The organism is Nocardiopsis oceani (assembly GCF_054777395.1).
Genome location: NZ_BAAHAR010000049.1, coordinates 1 through 16,073, shown reverse-complemented (window position 1 = coordinate 16,073; position 16,073 = coordinate 1). Strand labels below are relative to the sequence as shown.

The window sequence follows — 16,073 nt, the reverse complement described above, 5'->3', positions numbered from 1 at the left end:
GCGCCCCGCTGCCGCCTACGCGGTGCCGCGGGTGGCCCCTACTCAGTCCCGACGGAAGCTCCGTAGACGTGCTCGACGGCGATGGTGAGGAGGATCCGCCGGTCGGAGACCATGACGGAGCGGTACTCGTCCCAGTCGGGGTGTTCGCCGGCGGCGGCGCGGTAGTAGGCGACGAGCGCCTCGACGGCCGGGTCGTGCGGGTCGCTCCCGGGTCCGGTGAGGGTGGCGGTGCCCTCTGCCGTGGCCCAGGACCAGCCGTCGCCGCTGGTGACGTTGAGCGCCGCCCGCGGATCGCGTTCGAGGTTGGCCGCCTTGACGAGCCCCGCGCGCGTCGAAATGAGGATGCGTTCACCGGGGCGGTCGTAGAAGGGAGTCACCGGTGATAGCTGGGGGCGGCCGTCCTGGTGGAGTGTGGCGAGGATGCCCAGGTTCCGCTCGGCGAGTAGTTGCCGCGGGTCGAACGCTCCAGTACTCATACGTCCAACGATAACGCCATCCGGATTCGACACGGCGTGCCCGACCGCCAGAGAATGCCGTCATGGCTTTTCCGCGCGGACGACTGCAGCTCACGGGCAGGAATGTCGCGGTGACGCCGATGGAACTCTTCTTCGACCTGGTGTTCGTCTTCGCCCTGATCCAGGTCACCGAGTTCATGGCCGCCGACCTGAGCTGGCACCAGCTGCTGCGCGGAATGCTCGTCCTCGGCATCCTCTGGTGGAGCTGGGTCTGCTTCGCCTGGCTGGGCAATGTCGTCAAGGCCGACCAGGGCCTGGGCCGGCTCGGCATGTTCGTGGCCATGGCCACGATGTTCGTGTTCGCGCTGACCATCCCCGAGGCCTTCGACGACGCACCCGGTGGGCTGTCCGGACCACTGCTGCTGGCCGGGTGCTACTTCGTCTTCCGTACAGTGCACCTCGTCCTGTTCTGGGCGGCGGCGCGCGGGGACGACGGCCTGCGCGCCCAGCTCCTGCGCTTCACCCCGTCGATGCTGGCCGCCACCGGGCTGCTGTTGCTGGCGGCCGGGACCGACGGGGCCACCCAGACCGCCCTGTGGGGCGCGGCGCTGCTGGCCGACTACCTCGGCAACTTCCTCGGCGGGGCACGCGGCTGGCGCCTGCACTCGGCGGAGCACTTCGCCGAGCGCCACGGACTGATCATCATCATCGCCCTGGGCGAATCCCTGCTGTCGATCGGCTTCGGCGTCGCCGGACTCCCCATGTCGTGGCCGATCGTCGCCGCGGCCATCCTGGGGCTGGTCCTGGCCGGGACGCTGTGGCGCGCCTACTTCGAGGTCAACGCGCCGGTGGCCGGGCGGGCCGTGGAGGCCGTTCCGGAGGCCGAACAGCCCCGTGTGGCGCGCGATGCCTACAGCTATCTGCACTTTCCCTTGGTGACCGGGATTCTGCTCACCGCTCTGGGGCTCAAGAAGGCGCTGGAGTTCGTCGGCGACCCCGGCTACCGGCTCTCCGAACCGTTCACGGGGCTCCCCTTGGTCGCGCTCATCGGGGGCGTGACGCTGTACCTGCTCGGGCAGATCGCCTTCACTCTGCGCACCACCGGCGCGTTCAGCGTCAAACGCGTCGTCGCGGCGGGCACGCTCCTGGCCGTGTTCGCGCTCGGACCGTTCCTGCCGACCCTGGTCACCCTGGCCTTGGTGGCGTCCGTGACCGCGGGCGTGGTCCAGCTCGAACGGCGGCGTCAGGCGCCCGCCCCGCCGTAGGCGACCCCGGACAGGTCGGCGAGGTCGCGTTTCCACGCCACCAGGTCGTCGGGGTTGAGCCGTTTCAGGTGGTCGTGGCCGCAAGCGCGCGCCATGACCTTCATGAGGTCCACCGAGGAGAACAGGAACCGGGTGAGGCGTTCGGCGGCCTCGTCGACGGGCAGGCGTGCGCGCAGCTTCGGGTCCTGGGTGGCGATGCCGACGGGGCACTTATTGGTGTGGCAGGCGCGCATCCCCAGGCAGCCGATGGCCTGCATGGCCGCGTTGGACACGGCGACGGCGTCGGCCCCCAAGGCCAGCGCCTTGGTGAAGTCGGCGGGCAGGCGCAGTCCGCCCGTGATGATCAAGGTGACGTCGCCGCGCTCGCAACGGTCGAGGTGGCGCCTGGCCCGGGCGAGCGCGGGGATGGTGGGCACGGAGATGTTGTCGCGGAACAGCAGCGGGGCAGCCCCGGTACCGCCGCCGCGCCCGTCCAGGATCACGTAGTCCACACCGATGTCGAGGGCCGCGTCGATGTCGCGCTCGATGTGCTGCGCGGAGAGTTTGAAACCGACGGGGATGCCCCCGGTGGCCTCGCGGACCCGCGCGGCGACCTCCCTGAAGTCGGCGGGCGGGGTCAGGTCGGGGAAGCGCGCCGGCGATACGGCGCTTTCCCCTTCGGGCAGCTCGCGTACCTCGGCGATGCGGCCCCGGACCTTGTGCCCGGGCAGGTGTCCGCCGGTCCCGGTCTTGGCGGCCTGGCCCCCCTTGAAGTGGAAGGCCTGGCAGCGGGAGACCTTGTCCATCGAGAAGCCGAACCTGGCCGAGGCGAGTTCGTAGAAGTACCGGCCGTTGGCCGCCTGTTCCTCGGGGAGCATGCCGCCCTCGCCGGAGCAGATACCCGTTCCCGCGTGGTCGGCGCCGGTGGCCAGGGCGGTCTTGGCCTCCTCCGACAGGGCGCCGAACCCGTCAAGGCGGTTGACCGGAGCGACCGGGGCGCGAAGGATGACCTGCGGGACCACCGGGCACGGTCCGCCCGTGCCCGCCGACGGACGGGGGCTGTCATGGCGGAAGAAAGCACCGACGGGTCCGCGACCTGTGCGGTACCCGAAGGAGTGGGCTGCGCCGACCTGGTCGACGCCATGACCCGCGTGCACGGGCACCGCGCGCACGTCCTCGACCTCGTCAGCCCCACCCCGGAGCGGGTCCTGTTCGGCCCGGCCGCGACCGTGGCCTTCCTCCCCTACCGCGACGACTTCGACGAGGGAAACCGGCTGGGCTTCGCCGGGTGGTTCTACCGGGCCGTGGGTGAGGACCCCGCGGGAAAGGTCTTGGTGATGTCCAGCGGCGGCTACCCGGATGCCTCCCACGGAGGCGCCACGAAGCTGTCCCGGATCGCCAACAACGGGCTGTCCGGGCTGCTCACCGACGGGCGCCTGCGCGATTTCGACGAACTCGCCGGCCAGGACTTCACCACCTGGTGCTCCGGGGAGGCCACCCGGTGGGGCGGTGACACCGTAGCGCCCTACGCCGCCGCCGTCCCCGTGCAGGTGGGCGGTGTGACGGTCCACCCCGGTGACCACGTCTTCGCCGACCGCTCCGGTGCCCTCGTCATCCCCGAGGCCTCCGTGGACCGGATCCTCGCCGAGGCCGAGCGTATCCGGCGCACGGACCAGGGGTTTCTGCCGGTCATCAGGGGCGAGGATCCCGAAGCGCTGCGCAGGGGCGAGCAGCGCAGTAACGAACAGTAAACCGGTCAGGCCACGGGCGGTGCGGCCACGCTGCTCCGTTCGACGAGCGTGGGTGTGATGGTCCTACGACTGGCGCCGTCCCGGGGTTCGGCGATGCGGTCCATCAGCAGGTTGAGAGCCTCGGTGGCCACGTTGTCGAAGTCGGGGCGAACGGTGGTCAGTGGCGGGATGTAGTAGGGGGCCTCCGGGACGTCGTCGAACCCGACCACGCTCACCTCCCCCGGAACAGAGCGCCCCTGCTCCGACATGGCCCGCAGGATCCCGAGGGCCAGATGGTCGTTGGCGGCGAACACCGCGGTGACTTCGGACATGCGGGCGAGCAGCAGTCCCGCCCGGTATCCCGAAGCGGCGCTCCAGTCGGCCGGGCTGACCGGAGGCACCTCCGCCCCCGCCGTCTCCAGAGCCTGTTGCCAGCCCCCTATCCGTCCGGCCGCGTCGAACCAGTCAGCGGGACCGGCCACATGCCACACCGTGGCGTGTCCGGCGTCCAACAGGTGACGGGTCGCCAGCCGGGCACCGGCCTCCTGGTCCACGGTCACCAAGGGGGAACTGCGTTCGGGGTCGCCGTCCACCGTGACCAAGGGGATGTCCGTCGGTACCTCGGCCAGCGCCTCACCCGCAGCCGCCGTCGGCGCCATCACCACGATTCCCGCGACCCTCTGCTCGCGGTGGTGTTCCACCGCCTGGGCGATGGAGCCCCGGTCCAGGACTCTGACTCTGCGTACGCTCACCACGAACCCGTGCGCCGCGGCGGCGAGTTCGAACGCCGCCAGCAGTGACGTGGGCCCGAACAGGGTCGAGTTCTGGGCTACCACACCGATGTGCTGGGATTTGCCGGTCGCCAAGGCGCGTGCCGCCCAGTTGGGGCGGTACCCCAACTCCTCGATAGCAGCGCGCACACGCAGACGCGTCCGCTCACGGACGTTGGGGTGCCCGTTGAGAACCCGGGAAACCGTCTGGTGGGAGATGCCGGCGAGTCGGGCGACGTCCGCCATCGACGGTTGGCGTTCCCCCCGGATGACCTCAGCGGAGTGGTCCACCCGATTACTCCTTGCATGCCCTTGTTGCCGCACTGTCCATGTCCACGGCGACCAGGCTATGCGATGGGTATCCGTACGCCCGTGCGGATACCCACCAGCAACGGCTACCCCGCCGATGACGGCACCCGGACCTCAGCTCCCGCTTTCCGGTACCACGTGCGCGTTGGCGACCGGCGGTCCGCCACCACCCCGGTTTCGCTCGTCCGCGGACACGCTACCCGTGTCCGCGCCGGGGACCACGGGCAACCAGACCCGCATGGCGGTCGGGCCGCGTTCCGCCCACTGGTGGTAGGGGGAAAGCACCACGTCGACGGGTTCACCCCTCCCCTCGGCGGGATCCGAGGCATAGGGCCACTGCGGATCGGTGGCCGCCAAGGGGCGCACCGCCCCGCGGGCGCGTACCCGTCCTCCGTGGTCGGCCGGTGGGACGGAGGGGTCGACCATCACCTCGTCCAAGTCGCTCACCCCAGCCAGGTCCACCGACTCCGCGCAGTACACCAGCGGCCCCCGTTCGACCGCCACGCAGCCCCGAACGGCGTCGATTCTCGGGTCGGGCCAGGTCACGCGGGGTTCCATCGGCAGGTGGAGCACGATCTCCTCGCCTCGGACCAGCTCGCGGTCCACCACCGCGAACCCGGGGTCGACCGTTCGGCGCACTCCGGCCTCCTCGATCACCGCTCCCCGCGCCCAGGAGGGGACTCGCAGGCGAACGGTCACCGCGCCCGGCGGAGGATCCGTGATCCGGACGGTGACGGTCCCGTCGTCGGGGTAGTCCGTCCGGATGTCCACGCCGATGGCCCGACCGTCGTCCAAAGGTGCGCGCAGACTCGCGCCGGCGTACTGGAGGATGCTGAGCCCTTCCGGTTCGGCACTGGCCACACAGGTCTGCAGGGTGGCCAGGGTGCGGGCGAGGTTGGTGGGGCAGCAGGAGACGTCGAACCATGGGGAGCGGATGCCGCCCTCCGCCCTGGTGTAGAGGGCGTCCAGGTCCGTTCGGTCCGCGCTGACACGCTGGTGGAGCGGGTTGGCGTAGAAGAACTCCGTTCCTTCTTGGCTGGGCGAGGTCGCCACCACGTTGAAGAGGGTCCGCTCGATCACATCGGCGTACCGGGCCTCACCGGTGGCCAAGTACAGCCGCCACGAGACCATGACCGAGGCGATGCCAGCACAGCTCTCGCAATAGGCGCGGTCGGCCGACAACTCCCAGTCCTTTCCGAACCCCTCGTCCTGGTGGCGTGAGCCCATACCGCCGGTGATGTGGGTGCGCCGGGCCACCGTGTGCTCCCACTGCCTTTCCACGGCCTTGAGCAGTTCCCCGTCTGCCTGTTCGACGGCCACGTCCACCGCTCCGGCCGCGAGGTAGAGGGCGCGGACCGCGTGTCCGCGCAGGGCTTGCGCGTCCCGGATCGGTACGTCGTCCTGGAAGTAGGCGCTTCCCAACGGCACCCGGTCCCCGCGTAGCGTCCCGTGACCGCGCCGGTCCAGGAAGATCCGGGCCTGTTCGATGTAGCGTTCCTCCCCTAGGGCCCGGCCCAGTTCGGCCAGTCCGACCTCGATCTCGGGATGTCCGCACAGGCCGTGCTTCCCGTCGGGGCCGAAGACTTCGCAGACGTGGTCGGCGGCCCTTCTCGCGATGTCGACGAGCCGGTCCCCGGGTCCGCGGGTGCGCACCCGGGCGACCGCCGCTTGGAGCAGGTGGCCGGTGCAGTAGAGCTCGTGGCCGTTCTCGAGGTCGCTGTAGCGGGCTTCTTGGCCGCCGTGGCCGTAGCAGGTGTTGAGGTAGCCGTCGGCGTCCTGGGCGCGCCCCACCTGCTCAGTGAGCCGTCGGAGGGAGGCGTCCAGTTCGGGGCGTCCGGTCCTCCCGTGCTCCCAGGCCAGGGCTTCCATGAGCTTGTAGACCTCGGAGTCGGAGAAACACCATCCGGGCCGGTCCGGACCGGTGGTGTGGTCGGCGACCCTGTCGAAGTTGCCGATCCAGCCCAACCGCTCCATCCACTCCTCGCAGTGCCGCAGGGTGTTGCGGGAGTTGGCGAGCTGTCGCGTCGCCCAGAAGCCCGAGTCGATGGTGATCTCGTCCAGACCCAGGGGGCGGTGACGGCCGCGGGAGGGGACGACGGGGCTTCCCCCCGCGGGTCCGGCAGAGATTGCTTGCTCTTGGGCGGTCACGCGTGTCTCCTGACGTTGCTGTTCGGTCGGCTGTGCCGACGGGTTGCGGCCGGGCGCGCTTCCTCTGCGCACCCGGTGGCTCATTTGACCGCTCCCGCGGTCACTCCGCCGGCCACGTACCGTTGCGCCACCACGAGCAGGACGGCCGCGGGGATGGAGGCGACCACGGCCGTGGCCATGATGGCGTTCCACTGTGTGGTGTTGTTGCCGATGTAGTTGTAGATCCCGAGGGTGATCGGGATGAGGTCCCCGTTCCGGTTGAGCGTGGAGGCGAAGATGAAGTCCGACCACGCCCACAGGAAGGCGAAGAGCGAGACGGTCAGGATGGAGTTCCGGCTGACCGGGAGCACGATGGAACGGAAGATGCGCCAGGTGCTGGCCCCGTCCACCTTCGCCGCCTGGATGATGTCCTTGGGGATCCCGGACATGAAGGCGGTGAACAGCATCACCGCGAAGGGGACGGCGATCGTCGAGTCGGCGACGATCAGGCCCCACACCGTGTTGAGCCAGCCCAGGCGGACGTAGATGGCGTAGAAACCCATTGCCATGACCACGCTCGGGATCATCTGCGCCACCAGGAGCAGGAAACCGATCACGCCGGGCCCAGGCGGGGACAGCTTGGCGAGGGCGTACCCGGCGGTCAGGGAGACCAGCAGGGTGAGTAGTACGCAGCCCAGGCCGATGATCAGGCTGGTGCCCAGGTGGGGCAGCTGCTGCTCGAAGACCGCGGCGTAGCCGTCGAGTGTGGGTTCTCTGGGGTACCAGTGCGGCGGGTCCGCCCGCAGGTCCTCGGTCTGGGTGAGGGAGATGTTGAACATCCAGTACACGGGGAAGAGCATGATCCCCGTGAAGAGGACTCCCAGCGCAGTCTTCCACCACGCGCGCCGTGCGTTCACGCCCTCTCCTCCCGCCGCTGCAGGTACAGGTACACGAACCCGAAGACCAGGGCCATGACGATGAGCAGGTTGCCCACGGCCGCGGCTTGGGAGAAGTCGGGCTGCCCGGTACCGAAGGCCCTGCGGTAGGACCAGATGGCCAGGGTGGTGGAGGAGTCACCCGGGCCGCCGAGCGTCATGATCCAGATGACGTCGACCACCTTGAGCGTGTAGACCAGGCCAAGCAGCAGCGTGATGACCGAGACCGGGCGCAGCATCGGCACGGTGATGTGCCAGAACCGCTGCCAGGCATTGGCCCCGTCGAGCTCAGCGGCCTCGTAGAGGTCGTCGGAGATGTTCTGCAACCCGGCGTAGAGGATCACCAGGTTGAAGGGGATCCCGAGCCAGATATTGGCGATGATGACCGAGACCAGCGCCCATTCGGGTGAGGTCAGCCAGTTGATCTGGCCGATACCGAACGTGCCGAGCACGGAGTTGACGAGGCCGTTGTCACTGTTGAGCATCCACGACCAGGTCGAGGCCGAGACGATCATGGGCAGGAGCCAGGGGATCAGGAAGGCGGCGCGCAACCCGGCGGAGAGCGGGAAGTGGGCCTTGAAGAAGACCGCCAGCGCCAGTCCGATCGTGTACTGGGCCGTGATCGAGACCAGCGTGAACAGGACCGTGTTCCACAGGGCCGGACCGAAGGTTCCCGAGGAGGCGATCTCGGCGAAATTGGCGAAACCGACGAAGTCCGCCTCGCCCTGCACGAAAGCCCGGGGGGTGTAGTCGTGCAGGCTGAGGTCGAGGTTCCTGTAGAGCGGATAGGCGTAGAAGGCCGCCAGGTAGACGATCAGTGGTGAGATGAAGGCGATCGCGGCCCACCGCCGCCCGGGGAGTCTCCGCCGAGACCGTCGCGCACCCCTTTGGTCACGGGACGGGACGGAATCGGCGGAGGCTTGCTCCCGCTGGGACGGTGACCCGGTGTTCCGCAGCGTCGAACTCATGACGTGCTGTTCCTAAGGTCGTCCGAGAGGTGGATCAGTCGATCTGGGCGGCCGCCTCTTCCTGAGCCTGCGCCAGCGCCTCCTCCGCGGTCATGGACCCGCTCAGGGTGTTCTGCACGGCGTTCCACAGGGCCTCGGAGATGAGCGGGTAGTCGGATCCGAGCTCGTCACCGGTGCGCCCCTTGGCGTTGCGGACGGCATCCACCCAGGGCTCGAGCTCGCCGTCCTCGCTCAGAAGCGTCTCCTGTCCCTCAGTGGTGGGCGGAACGTAGTAGGCGAAGGTGTTGGCGGTTTCCACCAGTCCTTCAGGCGTGGTCATGCACTCGACGATCGTCGTCGTGACCTCGTAGCGCTCCTCGTCGCCCTGGACCGGAACGGTGATGAACTCACCCCCGGTGGGGGTGGGCGCGATACCGCCGTCCTGTCCGGGCAGCGTGATGACCCCTGTGGGGAAGTCGGCCTCGGCGGCACTGTCGACCTGCCAGGTGCCGTTCACGGCGAAGGCGAACTCACCGGTCAGGAACTCCTCCCATACGGTGTTCTGGGAGTTGGTCAGCACGGAGTCGGGCGCGTACCCCTCGCCCAGCCAGCCCTGCCACAGCTCCAGTGCCTCGACCTCCTCGGGTGAGTCCAGATCGCGCAGATCCGCGCCGGCACCCCAGAACCAGGGCAGGAACTGGAAGGATCCCTCCTCCGTGCCGATCCCGGCGAAGGTGACGCCGCGGTAGTCGGTGCCGGACACCTGTTCCAGGGCCGCGGTGAGGGACTCCCAATCGGTGACCGACTCCGGGTCCACCCCGGCTTCGTCGAGTACGGCCTCGTTGTAGAAGATCGCGAGCGTGTTCGCACCGACCGGGATGCCGTAGGCCTCGCCGTCGACGACCCCCGCGGACAGGAGGTTGTCGTCGATCTCGGAGGTGTCGAGGCCGAACTCGTCCATGGTCGTGAGCATGTCCGTCTCGGCCAGGGTGGGCACCGCCGGGTTGTCCAGCAGGATGACGTCCGGAGACGCCCCCTCCTGCGCGGCCAACAGCGCCTGGTTGGTCAGGTCCGTGGTGTCGTAGGCCGCGCGCTCGATGCTCACCCCTGCCTCCTCGCCGCACGCGTCCACCCGCTGGGCCCAGTCGGAGGCATCCTCGTGCTGGGGGTAGGGGTCCCACCAGGCGTAGGTGTCGGCGGGCGCGTCACCGTCCGCCGACGAGCAGGAGGCGAGCAGGAGGACGGAAGCGGTGACAGCTCCCGCGCGGACGAGGTTCCGCCCTCGGTTGCCGTGCTGTTTCATCGTTACCTCTCAGGGGGTTGCCGTCGTTCGCTGTTGCTGGGCCCGCGGTCGCTGACGCGTGCGGGCGACGGTGAGCGGCCGGTGACTACCGGCGGGGAACGGGTGGATTCCTCGGCCCGTGCGCTTCCTGTTCTGCGCGGGCGGGCGGGGGGCCGATGCTGCCCCGGTCGACGAGCTCCGGGGGCAGGAGCCGGGTCACCCATGGTTCGGCTCTGTGTGCGGTGCTCTCGATACGGCGGACGAGCTGCTGAACGGCCATGTGCCCCAGGTCCCGGGGTGCGCTCTCGACGGACGAGTAGGGCAGGGAGAAGGTACGGGCGAACTCGTCGGAGTAGCGGCCGACGACCGACAGGTCCTCCGGAACGCTCCTGGCGCGACCGTGCAGAACGGACGGCAGCGCGGCAGCCGCGGCTTCGTTGTTCAGAAGCAGACCCGTGGCCGCCGGATAGGTGTCCAGGAGGGCGTTGAGCCTGCGGCCGATGGCGGGCTGCTGGGCTTCACCGAACACGGCGTGCAGGCGAACCCCGTGCTGGCGGGCTTGGTCGAGAGCGGCGTTCTGGAGGCGCCACACGTACGCGCCGCCCCGCTCCACCACGTGTTCGGGCTGTGAGACCAAGATGAGTTCCCGGTGGCCCAGCCGGTGCATGTGGTCGACCATCAGGCGCCCCGCCCGCTCGAAGTCCAGGTCGAACACGTCCACACCGGAGCTTTCCCCGGGCAGTCCGACGAGGGCTCCGGGTTGCGGTGCCTCCCGCAGGACCGGGAGGCGGTCGTCGTCCTCGGCCACGTTGAGCAGGACCACCCCGTCCACCTTCCTGGAGCGGGTGATCCGCCGCAGAGCACGGGCACCGTCGGTCTCGCTGACCAGGAGGGTGTCGTATCCGAGTTTCCTGGCGCTGTCGGACACACCGGTGATGTACTGCAGCATGGCCGGGGCGAACTCGTCGTCCAGGAACCGGGCGAGCAGGCCGATCACCATGGTCTGTGCGGTGGCCAGGGCCTTCGCGCCCGCATTGGGGGTGAAACCCAGGCGGTCGGCGGCCTCCGCCACACGCTGGCGCACCTCGGCCGAGATGGGGCGCTTGTTCGAGAAGGCGTAGGACGCGGTGCTCCTGGAGACGCCCGCCTCCCGTGCCACGTCGCCGATGGTGACCATTGGCCCTCCAGCCGGTCGAACCGGTTCGCTGAGTGTTCGGGAAGGGGGCAGCCGGGTCCCGGAGGACGTCCTGCGGGACCCGGCTGCCCCGTGTGGTGCCACGCGTACTCGTCAGTCCCGTCAGAGGTCCGCGGCGAGCCTCGTGACGGTGATGTTGTCGATGACCGGCGCGTACTGGGACCGCAGCAGGAAGTCCGGCCAGGTCTCGGACGCGTAGGAGTCGCCGTCGAAGTCGGGGAGCTCTTCGGAGGCGAACGTGACGGTGTTGGCCCCCTCCTCCAGTTCCACCGGGACGCTGAGCTCCCAGAAGTTGTTGGCGTGGTAGGTCGGGGGGAACAGGACGGGTTCGGCCTCAGCTCCGTTCACCGAGATGTCGGCCCTGCGAGCGACGGGGTTGGGGTTGTAGTGCGTCGACGGAGAGGTCTCCGGGTTGGCGTAGCGCACCCGCATGACGTGGGAACCCGCCTCCGCGGCCACCACGTCGAAGGTGAGCGTGTTCTGGTTGCCGGGCTCACCGCCGATGCCGTCGACCGCCGACCCGGTGTCGGAAAGTGAGAGGTCCACGACCTCCGCCGAACCCTCGATGCGGGCTTCCTCGGCATCGTGGACGTTCGATGCCAAGTGCCCTTCACCGTCGGTGACATCGAGGCGGTCGACCAGCACAGCTCCTTCGTCGCCGGTCACGGTGACCTTGTTGACCCCGCCGGAGAGCGACACCGCCGTGGCGGTCGTCCCTTCGCTGACCCGGGCGACGCCCCGGTCGTTGACCGACAGGTCGGCCGCCCCGTCACCCAGCGAGTGGACCTCGAGGAGGGATTCGGCGTCCTCCTCCGAGTAGACCCAGAAGGTGACTCTGTCTCCGGAGCCGACCTCGACCGCGCCGGAGCCGGATACGTCCTGCCCCTGCAGGCGCTCGTCCCGGTAGACCGGTGTGGCCCCCTCGAGGACGGCCGTCTCGGCCTCGTAGGTACTGCCCTCCGTGCCTGAGGGCAGGTCAAGGGTGATGCGGTCGATGATCGCGTCACCCTGGGTGGCGCCCTCACCGTCGAGGCTCTCCGCCGCCAGGGAGATGACGTTCTCCCCTTCCTGGAGTTCGACGGTGGTGTCGGTGTGGTCCCAGACCACCCAGTTGTAGGCCAGGGGCAGGAAGAGCTCCTGCTCCTCCTCTCCGTTGACGCGGAGGAACACGTTGGTGGGCCCTTGGTCCTCGACCAGATCGTCGGTGTAGAGGGAGTTGGCGAAGACGCTCAGGTCGTAGGTCCCGGTCTCGGGGACGTCGACGGTGAAGTCGAGGACACCGTCCGACCCGGTTCTGAGCCCCCCGACGTTGTAGCCGCCGGACGTGTAGTACTTGGAGACGTCCTCGGGCGACCCCTCGGGGCCGTTCAGGCTGTAACCGCTGCCGGTGTACTCGGCGTCTTCGGCTTCGTACGATCCCTGCCACTGGAACGGGGGCTCACCGGTGGGGGTGCCGTCGCCGGCGGGGGTGAGCACGACTTCGTAGGCCGAGGACTCCTGTAGGGAAGGCAGTACGTCGCCGAAGTCGAAGGTGACGGAACCGTCCCGGACGTCGACGACCTCCTCGGCGATCAATTGGGGCTGGGCGGCGTCGCCGATCTGCCCCGTCCAGGGGATCTCCCGCACCCAGGCGTGGACGCTGGATCCGAAGATTTCCTCGGGGACGTTGTCGAACGCGACCCGGGCCGCGCCGTCGGAGCCGCCGAAGACCGATCGGGCCAGGGCCCGTTCCTCGTCCAGGGTGGCGACCCCTTGGAGGGTGTAGTTCTCGCCGGGGTGGGGCGGGGTCACCTCGACCGTCTGCCCGGTCATGTTGCCGTAGGTGTTGTACAGCCACCACTGGCCGTTGGCCCGGTTGGCCTGGACCGCGCTGTCCGACAGGTTGCCGTTGATGTTCCAGAAGGCGATCATGGCGTCGACCTTGGACTCCTCGATCGCCGACATCCACTGGATCATCTGCCCGGGGACGGAGGTGTGGTAGTTGAAGGCGTACTCGTTGATGTTGATCGGGAGCTCTGTGCCTTCGTACTCCGTTCCCGCGAAGGCCTCCGCTTCCCAGCCGCGGTAGCGTTCGACGGATCCGCGGATCTGGTCCGGGTGGCTGAGCTCGTGCCAGGTGATGACATCCGGCACCGTCCCCGCCGCGACGGTGTGCTCGAGGAACCCCTCGACCTCGTCGAACAGGATGCTGGTGTTGGGGCCGGAGATGCGGACGTCGCCCAGTTCCTCGCGGATGAGCGCGTAGGTGTCGTCCCAGGCCCGGAAGAAGTCGGTGGGGTCGTCCAGCCAGCTGGTGCCGTCGTAGCTCCACTCACCGTCCCCGAACATGTTGCCTTCGGGCTCGTTGTAGGGCTCGATGACGATGTTGTCCAGCAGGGCCGGGTCCAGCTCCTGGATCTGGCCGAGCTGGGTCTCGACGACCTCCATGTAGCCGGAGAGCTTCTCCTCCGGGGTCTCCCCCGGCCACTCGTAGGGGAAGCCGCGGTAGTAGTCGGTGGTCCGCACGTAGATGTCGCCGTCCGTCGCCTCCGCCAGGGAGGGCAGGACCTCCAGTGCGTCCGACCCTGGGTGCTGTGCGCCGTCCTGGCCCTTGGTGGCCACGGTGCGCACGTTCATCCCCTCGATGAGGTTGTCGGTCGGCAGACCCGGGCCGTAGAGGCCGTACAGGAGGCCGGAGGCTCCTCCGTGGAAATCTCCGGTACCAGCGGCCAGGTCCACGGTGAGCCGCTGGGCGTCGGGGTCGTTGATCCGCGGGCTGTGGTTCACGTCTCCCACCAATGCGGGGTTGTCGACTGCAGCTTGGACGTCAGCGGGATACTGATCGCTGGTGGAGCCCGGCGGAGGGCCCGCGTAGGCGGTGGCTCCTGTCATGGGGCTCACGGCCAGAGTGCTGGCGAGCGCGGCCGAGAACAGGCAGAAGAGGGGCTTTTTCGACGTCTTGGGCACCATGGGGGGCTGCTCCTGTTGTGGCTGTACCTGCCGGGTTCCGATCCGTTCCACGGACGGGGATCCCCTGATTCCTCTCTGTTTCCGAACGATTTCGTCGAACCGGTTCGACGATGAGCGCGGACCCGCGGTCGCCCGAACACGCCAGGTATGGGGGTCACGCTTGCGATTGCGCCAATTGTTAACGCGAACATCATCACGGTCAACCCCCTTTCGTCAGATGATTCGCGTAGAAGTCCCGCTCGCCGCAAGGTCAACAACACCGATCCGCGGTGGTGTTCGCCTGAGGGGATCCTGCGGAATGTGAGCGGTAACGACCCGCTCCGAGCTGGTCTCCCGGACCTGGTCGGCACCCCCGACGGACCGCACGGACCGCGACCGCTTCCCACCGGTCGGAGGCCGCCCGCGCGCGACCGTTTCCCCGGCGGGCGGCCCAGGGTACGAAGGGGATACCCCGGGGATCGTGCCCTGCCCCGTCCTGTCCGCGCCCCGAAGGGAACCGTCCTTTGCTCCCCCTCGTCACCGAGCCCGTCGACCGGCCCGCACTGCGCTTCGGCGACCGGTCCCTCAGCTACCGGGAGCTCTCCGAGACCGCCTCCCGGCTGGCCGCCGAGCTCCCCCGCGACGGCCGAGTCGCCGTGTGGGCGACCCCGACCCTCGAGACGTGCGTCGCCGTGACCGCGGCGGTGCTGGCCGGCGTTCCGGCCGTGCCGCTGAACCCGCGCTCGGGGGAGAGCGAGCTGCGGCACGTGGTCGGTGACAGTGCTCCGGACCTGCTTCTCCACTCCCCTTCGCCCCAGGAGGGCGGCGAGGACCTGCCCGAGGCCGTGCACTCGCTACCCCGCCTGGCAGTGGACGCAGCGCCCGCACCGGGCACTCCCCCGCTCGTACGGCGGGTCGACGACGAGCGGACCGCGCTGATCGTCTACACGTCCGGCACGACGGGGCCGCCCAAGGGGGTCCTGCTGTCCCGCCGTGCGGTGCGGACCAACCTCGACACCCTCGCCCGGACCTGGGACTGGACCGCCGACGACGTGCTGGTGCACGCGCTACCCCTCTTCCACGTGCACGGCCTGGTACTGGGGGTTCTGGGACCGCTGCGGTTGGGCGGGCACCTGCGCCACCTGGGCCGGTTCGACCCCGTCGCGGCTGCCCGGTCCTTCGCCGAAGGCACGGTGCTCTTCGGCGTCCCGACCATGTACCACCGCCTCGCGGAGGCCGTCACCGAGGACCCGTCGCTGGCCCGGGACCTGGCCCGAGCGCGCTTGCTCGTGTCCGGCTCGGCCGCGCTGCCGGTGTCCGACCACGAGCGCCTGACCGCCGCGACCGGCCACCGGGTGGTAGAGCGATACGGCATGACCGAGACCCTGATGAACACCAGTGTCCGCCCCGGCGGCCTCTCGCGCCCCGGCACAGTGGGCACCCCGCTGGAAGGCGTGGAGGTGCGCCTGGTCGACGACGGGGGCACGCCTCTGGAGCCCGGCGGGTCCGGGAACGGCGTATCCGGGGCGGACGAGAGCGGGGGCGGCGGGTCCGACGAGATCGGCGAGGTCCAGGTGCGCGGCCCGAACCTGTTCAGCGGTTACCTCAACCGGCCCGAGGCCACGGCCGAGGCGATGTCGGACGGCTGGTTCCGCACCGGGGACATGGCCGTGTGGGACGGCGACGGGTCCGTTCGGCTGGTCGGCCGCAAGAGCACCGACCTGATCAAGTGCGGCGGGTACAAGATCGGTGCCGGAGAGATCGAGAACGTGCTGCTCTCCCATCCGGGTGTGGCCGAGGCGGCCGTCACCGGGGAGCCCGACCGGGACCTGGGCGAACGCGTCGCCGCCTGGATCGTCCCGGGCGGGTTGGCCCCGCCGTCCCTGGAGGAGCTCGCGAAGCTGGTCTCCGCCGAGCTGGCACCGCACAAACGCCCCCGACGACTGCACGTGGTCGACTCGCTGCCCCGCAACGACATGGGCAAGATCCTCAAGCGGGAGCTCCATACCTGACCAGGGAAGCGGAATCGGGTAGGCGGGTCGGGTCGCCCGACCCGCCTCCCACACCACCGGACATGCGAACCACGCATCCGGCGGTTCGTCAAGCTGATCTCAACCGCTGCCAGGACGGCTTCAACATCCGCAGACCAAG

General features: G+C 69.3%; 12 protein-coding genes. 3 read left to right on the top strand and 9 right to left on the bottom strand.

What is annotated here, in order from left to right:
- Positions 1–38: 38 nt before the first annotated feature.
- Positions 39–476 (bottom strand): PPOX class F420-dependent oxidoreductase, encoded by a 438-nt coding sequence (locus ACYVDG_RS26225; protein ID WP_460759167.1) that lies wholly within the window; start codon positions 474–476, stop codon positions 39–41.
- Between the two features lie 62 nt (positions 477–538).
- On the opposite strand from ACYVDG_RS26225, the gene ACYVDG_RS26220 reads away from it, so the two are divergent.
- A complete protein-coding gene (locus ACYVDG_RS26220; RefSeq protein WP_460759164.1) occupies positions 539–1,720 on the top strand; it encodes a low temperature requirement protein A in 1,182 nt (393 codons plus the stop codon).
- Here ACYVDG_RS26220 and ACYVDG_RS26215 read toward each other — a convergent pair.
- Positions 1,699–2,721 carry an FMN-binding glutamate synthase family protein gene (locus ACYVDG_RS26215; RefSeq protein WP_460759161.1) on the bottom strand — a complete coding sequence of 341 codons (1,023 nt, stop codon included), beginning with the start codon at positions 2,719–2,721 and terminating at the stop codon, positions 1,699–1,701. The two genes, ACYVDG_RS26220 and ACYVDG_RS26215, sit on opposite strands and share 22 nt — an antisense overlap.
- 42 nt (positions 2,722–2,763) lie before the next feature.
- On the opposite strand from ACYVDG_RS26215, the gene ACYVDG_RS26210 reads away from it, so the two are divergent.
- Entirely contained in the window at positions 2,764–3,450 is a 687-nt protein-coding gene (locus ACYVDG_RS26210; protein WP_460759157.1) for an RraA family protein, read from the top strand.
- Between the two features lie 5 nt (positions 3,451–3,455).
- On the opposite strand, the gene ACYVDG_RS26205 is transcribed toward ACYVDG_RS26210, so the two are convergent.
- From ACYVDG_RS26205 to ACYVDG_RS26175, 7 genes are all read right to left on the bottom strand, one after another.
- The gene (locus ACYVDG_RS26205) at positions 3,456–4,445 is read right to left on the bottom strand and encodes a LacI family DNA-binding transcriptional regulator (RefSeq protein ID WP_460759341.1); all 990 of its coding nucleotides are present in this window, start codon (positions 4,443–4,445) and stop codon (positions 3,456–3,458) included.
- 177 nt (positions 4,446–4,622) lie between these two features.
- Positions 4,623–6,656, bottom strand: coding sequence for a glycoside hydrolase family 127 protein (locus tag ACYVDG_RS26200; protein ID WP_460759153.1), 2,034 nt, complete (start codon positions 6,654–6,656; stop codon positions 4,623–4,625).
- Positions 6,657–6,736: 80 nt separating this feature from the next.
- Complete coding sequence (locus ACYVDG_RS26195; protein ID WP_460759150.1) at positions 6,737–7,552, bottom strand: carbohydrate ABC transporter permease; 816 nt, start codon at positions 7,550–7,552, stop codon at positions 6,737–6,739.
- On the bottom strand, positions 7,549–8,538 hold the full coding sequence (locus ACYVDG_RS26190; protein WP_460759146.1) for a carbohydrate ABC transporter permease: 990 nt from the start codon (positions 8,536–8,538) through the stop codon (positions 7,549–7,551). Before ACYVDG_RS26190 ends, ACYVDG_RS26195 begins: the two co-directional genes overlap by 4 nt.
- A 34-nt stretch (positions 8,539–8,572) precedes the next feature.
- Positions 8,573–9,820 (bottom strand): sugar ABC transporter substrate-binding protein, encoded by a 1,248-nt coding sequence (locus tag ACYVDG_RS26185; protein WP_460759142.1) that lies wholly within the window; start codon positions 9,818–9,820, stop codon positions 8,573–8,575.
- Between the two features lie 85 nt (positions 9,821–9,905).
- Positions 9,906–10,976: a LacI family DNA-binding transcriptional regulator gene (locus ACYVDG_RS26180; RefSeq protein WP_460759139.1), complete on the bottom strand. Its 1,071-nt coding sequence runs from the start codon at positions 10,974–10,976 to the stop codon at positions 9,906–9,908.
- 120 nt (positions 10,977–11,096) lie between these two features.
- Entirely contained in the window at positions 11,097–13,943 is a 2,847-nt protein-coding gene (locus ACYVDG_RS26175) for a cellulosome protein (RefSeq protein ID WP_460759136.1), read from the bottom strand.
- A 503-nt stretch (positions 13,944–14,446) separates the two neighbouring features.
- Between ACYVDG_RS26175 and ACYVDG_RS26170 the strand changes: the two genes are divergently transcribed.
- A complete protein-coding gene (locus tag ACYVDG_RS26170; protein ID WP_460759133.1) occupies positions 14,447–15,934 on the top strand; it encodes an acyl-CoA synthetase in 1,488 nt (495 codons plus the stop codon).
- Positions 15,935–16,073 lie beyond the last annotated feature (139 nt).